The organism is Deltaproteobacteria bacterium (assembly GCA_020845895.1).
Taxonomy (GTDB): domain Bacteria; phylum Lernaellota; class Lernaellaia; order JACKCT01; family JACKCT01; genus JADLEX01.
On record JADLEX010000070.1, the window covers coordinates 1 to 7,181 of the forward strand.

Consider the following 7,181-nt stretch of genomic DNA (forward strand, 5'->3'; position numbering starts at 1 on the left):
ACGACGGGCTTGTTGACGGTGCGACTCGTCATCGCGTGACGCAGCGTGGCGTCGAGCGTGTCGCCCGAGAGCACGGCGGTCTCGCAGCCCAGCACGACGACGCTGTCGATATTCGGATGCTCGATGGCGCGGCCGATGACGCGGTCGTAGTCGTCCACCTGGCCGCCGCCCGTGATGTCGATGGGGTTTTTCAGCGAGCCGAACTCGGGCACGCAGTCGCGAAACGCCCGCGCCAGGTCGGCGTCGTCGTCGTAGAGCGGCACGTCGTCTTTTTCGCACGCGTCCGTGGCGAGCACGCCGATGCCGCCGCCGTTGGTGACGATCACCGTGTTGTCGCCGCGCGGCGGCGGGGAGAGCGAGAGGAAGCGGCACCACTCGAGCGCCTGCTCGATGCTCTCGGCGCGCAGCGCCCCGCACTGGCGCATGATCGCCGAGAACACATCGTCCGCGCCCGCCAGAGAGCCCGTGTGCGACGCCGCGGCCAGGGCGCCGCGTCGCGACCGGCCCGACTTGATGACGATCACGGGTTTGCGGCGCACCGCGCGCGGCAGCGCCTCGACGAGCTTCGCGCCGTCGCGCACGCCCTCGATGTACATCAGGATCACGCGCGTGTGGTCGTCGTCGACGAGGTAACCGAGCAGGTCGGCCTCGTCCACGTCGCTCTTGTTGCCCACCGAGACGACCGCCGACAGGCCGATGTTTTCGGTGCGCGTCTTGCCCATCATGGCGATGCCGAGCGCGCCGGACTGCGTGATGATGGCGACGTGGCCGGGTGCGATGTCACGGGGACCGAAGGTCGCGTTCATGGAGGCGGCGGCGCTGTAGACGCCGAAGATGTTGGGGCCGAGCACCCGGGCGCCCGCCTCGCGCGCGATGGCGACGACGCGCCGTTCGAGCTCGAGCTCGCCGATTTCGGCGAAGCCCGACGTGATGATCGCGAGATGCTTCACGCCGAGCGCCGCGCAGTCGCGCACCGCCGCCTCGACGAGCGGCGCGGGCACGGCGACGCACGCCAGATCGACCTCGCCGTCGATTTCGGCCATCCGTCGGACAGCCGTAAGACCCATCATCTCGCCGCCCGACGGATTCACCGGGATCAGACGCCCGGCATAGCCCCCGGCGGCGATGTTCGCGAGGATCTTGCTCCCGATCTTGTCGGGGCTGCGCGACGCGCCGATGACGGCGACGGCGCGCGGACGAAAAAGACGGTCAAACACGTTGTCCCCCGGCGCGCCCTCCCGAAAACGTGGGCGGACGCGCGGTGCGGAAGGTCAGGGCGTTTTCAAAATGTCGTGCGGGCCCACGCGTCGCAGGACGGCGACGTCCCGCTCGATCCGCAGCGTGATCCGATACCCCCCTGTCACCTTCACGCGCCAGATTCCCGTCACGCCGCTCATCTTTTTCAGGTCGAGTGACGGATGATCGGGACTCGACGCGAGCAATTCGATCTGTTTGTCGACCCGCGCCCGAATTTCGCGAGGAAGCCTCGCGTAGTCGCGGACGAACCGGTCGGAGAAGACGATGCGCATGGTTGCGGTCCGCTACTTTGCCCGACGTTTCCCGCCACCGGGTTTGGTTTTACGCGCGGTCGCGGGTTTGCCGGCGGCGGCCCGGGATTTCTTTCCGGGTTTCGCCGACCGGATTTCTCGCGTCGCGGTGTGAAGAAAACCGATCGCCGTGGCCGCGTCGTCGAAAGGACCGTGCACCCGCCCGGCGGCGATGTCCTCGTCGGCCTCCGCTTCGGCCTCGCGCCACGGACGCGTGTGATACCAGGCGTCGTCGGCGTGCACGATCCTCGCGGGCCGCATGACGATCGCGCCGTTTTTCAGCTCGGCGCTCACGACGTCGCCGGGACCGAGTCCCAGCGCCTTTCGAAACTTCGCCGGCAACGTGACCGAGCCGTTGGTGGTGACCTTGGTGGTGGGCATGTCGCCTCCTAAGAATCCAAGAATTTCATAATTTATTGTATCCCACCCCTGGGCGCGGCGGCAAGCGACCGCACGCGTCAGTCCCGAAACATCATGCGCAGCTCGTAAACGCCCTCGACGCGCACTTTGGCCATCTCGAACCCGGCCTTTTCGAAGACGTGCAGCATCGGCTTGTTTTCGACGAGCACTTCGGCGGTGAACCCGAGCAAGCCCTGTTTTTTGCCGAGAAACGTCAGATAGGACAGGAGCGCGGAGCCGATGCCGCGATTCTGGTATTCGTCACGCACGACGAAGGCCACCTCGGCGACATGCGAATCGGGCTCCATGTTGTACTGGCCCATCGCGACTACGGTCTCGACCTCCTGCGTCGGATCGAAGACCAGCAGAATGATCTCGCGCGTGTAGTCGATGACGACGAATTCCTGCAGCCGCTCGTGCGGGATGTCGCGGCGCATCGAAATGAACCGGCGATACAGGGTGTTTTCCGACAGGTCGTAAAAGAAATCCTTGAGCAACGACTCGTCGGACAGACGCACGGGCCGGACAAAAATCTCGCGACCCTGCTTGTCGCGTCGGAACGATTCGAGCTCGGGCGGGTACTCGCCACGCTTTCCCGGTAAAAACGCCTGATCGGTGTAAATCAGATGGTGCGCCTTCGCCTCTTGAATCAGCCAGGAACGAAATTTGGGATGGGCGACGGCGATCAGCGCCATGGCCCGGTCGCGGATATTCTTGCCGTGCAGATACGCGATGCCGAATTCGGTGACGACGTAATGCACGTCGCCGCGATTGAGCGTGACGCCGGCGCCCTCGGGAATCAGCGGCACGATGCGCGAGACCTCGCCGCCGCGCGCGGTGGCGGGCAGCGTCAGGATCGACCGCCCGCCCGGGGCCATCACCGCGCCGCGCATGAAGTCGGCCTGACCGCCGATGCCGCTGTAAAATTGACCGCCGATCGACTCCGCCGTCGCCTGCCCCGTCAGATCGATCGCCAGCGCGCTGTTGATCGCGACCATGTTTTCCTGGCGCGCGATGTTCATCGGGGCGTTGGTGTAGCGGATGGAGCGGAACTCCACCTGCGGGTTGTCGTCGATGAACCGGTAGGTGTCGGCCGTGCCCATGCAGAATGCGGCGATGGTCTTGCCGGGGTTGAGCGTCTTTCGCGAGTTGTCGATCACACCCTCGTCGATGAGCCGCGCGATGCCGTCGGTGAACAGCTCGGTGTGCACGCCCAGGTGCTTTTTGGTCGAGAGCGCGCGGATGATCGCGTTGGGCGTCGCGCCGTAACCCACCTGGATCGTGTCGCCGTCCTGCACGAGCCGGGCGACGTAGCGCCCGATGTCGATCATCACCTGCTCCTCGGCCTCGGGCCGATATTCGAGCAGCGGTTCGTCGTGCACGACGATGTAGTTGAGCCGGTCGATGTGGATGAAGCCGTCGCCGTGAACGCGCGGCATTTGCGGATTGATCTGCGCGATGATGAGGCGCGCCTCCTCGGTCGCCGCCTTCACGATGTCCACGCTCACGCCGAGGCTCACGAATCCGTGCTCGTCCGGCGGCGTGACCTGAATCATCGCGACATCGACCTCGACCAGCCCTCGATGAAACAGGCGCGGCACCTGCGACAGAAACACCGGGGTGTAATCGGCGACGCCGGTATTCACCGCGCCGCGCGTGTTGTCGCCGATGAAAAACGAGTTCGCGCGGAAATTCGACTTGAACCGGGGTTCGGCATAGCTCGCGACGCCCAGCGTCCAGACCTGAAAGACCTCGGCGTCCACCACGTGCTTGGGGTGTGATTCGACGTATTTGGTGAGCGCCTGAATGAGGTACTGCGGCTCGCCGCACGCGGTGCCGACAAAGATCTTGGACCCGCGGTGAATCTGCGAGAAAATCCACTCTTCGGTCTGGAATTTGTCCGGATACCGCTCGCGCCAGACGCGTAAGGGATCGTCGTGACTGTCCCGGCCCATGCGCCCTCCCCGGCGCACCGTTTATCGGACGCGACGCGGTGTGTCAACGAAAATCGGCGGTTTTCGGGCTCACGGACGGGATCGGAGAGCCGCCGCGTCGTTCAGCAGCCGCAACAGCCCTCATCGTCGTCGTCCGAGTCGTCGGAGTTGCCCGCCGCGTCATCGTCGTTGGTCGCGCTGTCGTCGTCCGCGTCGTCATTGCCGGTCGCGTCGTCGTCTCCCGTGTCGTCGTCCGATGTGTCGTCGTCCTCGGCCGGCGGCGGCGTCAGCGTGACGACGAGCACCACGTCGCGCGCGAAGTCGGAAAGCGTGACGACGAGTTCGCCATCGCCCCACGCAAGCGCGCCCGACGGCAGGTCCGTCCACTCCCCCTCCCACGTGTCGAAGAGCTTCGCCGCGACCCCGAAATCCGCCGCGTCGATCGGGCCGGCGGGATCCAGCAAACGCACGACCGCGCCGGTCACCACCGTCGGATCGTCCATCGGCCCCCACCAGTCGCTGCGCCAGTCGTGCACCCACGCCCAGATCGACGCGCCGCCGTCGCCGAATGCGCGCCGGGCATACGCTTCGAGATGCATGTCGCCCGCGTCGGCGCGCACGGGCGCGACGTTGTCGAATTCCGCCACGTGCACCGTTTGCAGGAATGCCTTCGGCGCCGCGTTGTGATACCATAGGTCGTTCGGCTCGATGTAGTTGTCCCACCACCAGTTCATCGCGCCGCCCGCGTAACCGTTCGCCAGCGCCGACCAGATGCCGTTGTGGATGTTGACGCCGATCGTGTCGCGCTCGTGCGCTACGCCCTGGAAATCCACGCCGAATTCCGACAGCAGCAGCGGCGTTCCCTTGTCGAAATACAAAAACCGGAACCACGGAATCAGCCACGAGCCATAGGTGTACATGTGGCGATTGTTGAAGTCCCACGTGCCCAAATCGAAACCCGGCAGCGGCACGGGGGAGCCGTAGCTGGTCGTCACCATGTGGGCCGTCGGATCGAGGGCGCGGATGCGCTCGGCTGCGTCCTGCGACCACGGATTCATCAGGCCCGGGCCGACGCCGAAGATCAGGTCGGCCTCGTTCCACAGCTCCCACGCGAAGACCGAGCGATAGGCGTGATATCGCGCGACGATGTAACGGTGCAGCTTGCGCGCGTAGGCGAGCGCGTCGTCGTTCGTGAAGTACTCAGCGCTCGACGCGCACGGTCCGCCGTTCGCCGCGTTGTAGGGGTTCTCCGCCCAACTCGACCACGCCGACGTCTCGAACTGGCTGTGTTGGTGCAGCACGAGCTGGATGTAAACGCCGAGCGACTCGGCGTATTCGAAGACCGTGTCGAGCTTCGCGCCCACCGGCTGGCTGTAGCGCCCGAGGCCGTCGTAGTAGCCCGTCCAATGGTAATCGCCCCACTCCAGCGTGAGCCCTTGGCCGAAGTGCGTGAGCCACAGGCGCGTCCAGTCGCCGCCGCCGCCCACGAGCGCATCGAGATAGTTCTCGTAGGCGTACGAGCCGGAGTCCTCGCGCACCCAGTCGATGTTGAAGCCCAGCGGCACATACGGATCGCCGCCGTCGATCTGAAACGCGGCGGAATTCTTAACGCTCACCCGCGCGAAGCCCGTATGCAACGGCGGGTGGGCAAGCATCGCCACCGGCCCCCACGTGTCCTCGCCGTCGCCGTCCGTCGCGCGCACGAGGCCGGTGTACGAGCCCGTCTCGAGCGGGGCAAATCGCGCGCGAAATCCGCCGTCGCCCGACGCGGTCCACTTTTCCAAGTCGCCGTCCAGCGAGCGCTCGTAGGGTTCGAACCAGAACGCGGGCACGACGATCGTGTCGCCGCCGGGCGTCTCGAGTTCGAGATTCACCTCGATCTCATCGGGGTCGTAGGGATTCGCGTAGGCGTCGCCGAGCGTGATCGAAAATTCCACGCGGTCGTAGAGATCAAGCTCGATCGCCGCTGGAGAGACGTCTTCGATGGAAGCCGCGTGGGCCGTGCCCGCCAGCAATAACGCCAAGAGAATTCTAATGGGCCATTGGATTAATCGACGTCGATTGAGACGCTGGTCTGTCATTTCGAGTGAGGCTGCCCGGCCGAGTCGAGAAATCCCTTTGAATTGCGAACCGCGAAGGGATTCCTCCACTCCGCTTCGCTCCGGTCGGAATGACAGAATTCCGCGCCACGTGGACATTTCACACGCTCCGCTACAAGTTTGACCCGCCATCCGCCTGTTCCGGCTGCTTGGGAAACCACGGCACGAACGCGCTGGTGCGCCGGACGTAATCGTCATAGCCGGGCCGATTCGTACGCAGGTGCCCTTCGAGCATCGGTACGCCCGAAACGCGCACGAGCAGCACGGTGACGACGATCGGGCTGACGATCGTCCAGAATCCAAAGGGCGCGCTCGAACAAAGCAGCCACAGTCCCCACCAGATCAGGCACTCGCCGAAATAGTTGGGATGCCGCGACCAGCGCCACAAGCCCGTATCCAGCACGCGGCCGCGGTTCTCGGGCCTTGCGCGAAACTCCACGAGCTGTTGATCGGCGGTCATTTCGATGATGAGGCCCGCGGCGAAGACGAGCAGACCGGAACCGTCGACGACACCGAGCCGCGCCGGACCGTCGGCCGTCTGCACGACGAGGATCGGCAGCGCGATCACCCACATCAGCACGCCTTGAAGGACGAAAACGACAAACAGGCTCTTCCACCAGAAGGCGTCGCCGAATTTCGCGCGCATCGCGGCGTAGCGCGGGTCCTCGCCCCGACCCACCGAACGCAGCGCGATGTGCCACGCGAGGCGAAGCCCCCAGAAGCCGACGAGCATCAATACGAGAAAACGGCGCGGCGCGTAGCCGTGGGAGAGTACGTTGGCGATCGACGCGATCATGACGAAGCCGAGACCCCAGAACGTGTCGACGATGCTCGCGTCGCGACGGATCAGGCCGGCGATCCACACGCCGAACATGAGCGCGACGACGGACGCGGCGGTGGCCCCGGCAACGATCACGAGTTCCGTCATACGTTCGCCCCCCTCGAATTTTTGCGCGATTCGGGTAGGGGATATTAACCGTGGGTCGCCCCCGATGCCAAGCAAACCGGGGGCGGCGAGTGCCGCCTCCCAAAAAAAAACAACCGGCGGGAAACCCCGCCGGTCGTCTCGCCTGTCGAGGCGTCGCCGATCTCCGTGATTACCGGCGACGGCACCCCTCGCTTTCCTCGCAGGTCACATCCAGCCCCTGCCCGTTGTTGATCGCGTCGGCGGTGTCATTGGCCCACCCCAAGTTGACACGCCC

Annotated in this window: 6 protein-coding genes; all 6 read right to left on the reverse strand. The window is 65.3% G+C overall.

What is annotated here, in order from left to right; genetic code table 11:
- The coding region (locus IT350_09695; protein ID MCC6158314.1) for a CoA-binding protein at positions 1-1,217 on the reverse strand (1,217 nt) is incomplete at its 3' end.
- 54 nt (positions 1,218-1,271) lie between these two features.
- A complete protein-coding gene (locus IT350_09700) occupies positions 1,272-1,529 on the reverse strand; it encodes a type II toxin-antitoxin system RelE/ParE family toxin (GenBank protein MCC6158315.1) in 258 nt (85 codons plus the stop codon).
- Between the two features lie 12 nt (positions 1,530-1,541).
- Entirely contained in the window at positions 1,542-1,928 is a 387-nt protein-coding gene (locus IT350_09705; protein ID MCC6158316.1) for an AbrB/MazE/SpoVT family DNA-binding domain-containing protein, read from the reverse strand.
- A gap of 77 nt (positions 1,929-2,005) precedes the next feature.
- Positions 2,006-3,901, reverse strand: coding sequence for a GNAT family N-acetyltransferase (locus tag IT350_09710; GenBank protein MCC6158317.1), 1,896 nt, complete (start codon positions 3,899-3,901; stop codon positions 2,006-2,008).
- Between the two features lie 101 nt (positions 3,902-4,002).
- Complete coding sequence (locus IT350_09715) at positions 4,003-5,904, reverse strand: DUF5060 domain-containing protein (protein ID MCC6158318.1); 1,902 nt, start codon at positions 5,902-5,904, stop codon at positions 4,003-4,005.
- Positions 5,905-6,091: 187 nt separating this feature from the next.
- The gene (locus IT350_09720; GenBank protein ID MCC6158319.1) at positions 6,092-6,907 is read right to left on the reverse strand and encodes a DUF1295 domain-containing protein; all 816 of its coding nucleotides are present in this window, start codon (positions 6,905-6,907) and stop codon (positions 6,092-6,094) included.
- Positions 6,908-7,181: the final 274 nt, after the last annotated feature.

Coding starts and splice junctions, on each gene's coding strand:
- IT350_09705 (MCC6158316.1), bottom strand. CDS start 1,928: ATGCCCACCACCAAGGTCACCACCAACGGCTCGGTCACGTTGCCGGCG.
- IT350_09700 (MCC6158315.1), bottom strand. CDS start 1,529: ATGCGCATCGTCTTCTCCGACCGGTTCGTCCGCGACTACGCGAGGCTT.
- IT350_09710 (MCC6158317.1), bottom strand. CDS start 3,901: ATGGGCCGGGACAGTCACGACGATCCCTTACGCGTCTGGCGCGAGCGG.
- IT350_09720 (MCC6158319.1), bottom strand. CDS start 6,907: ATGACGGAACTCGTGATCGTTGCCGGGGCCACCGCCGCGTCCGTCGTC.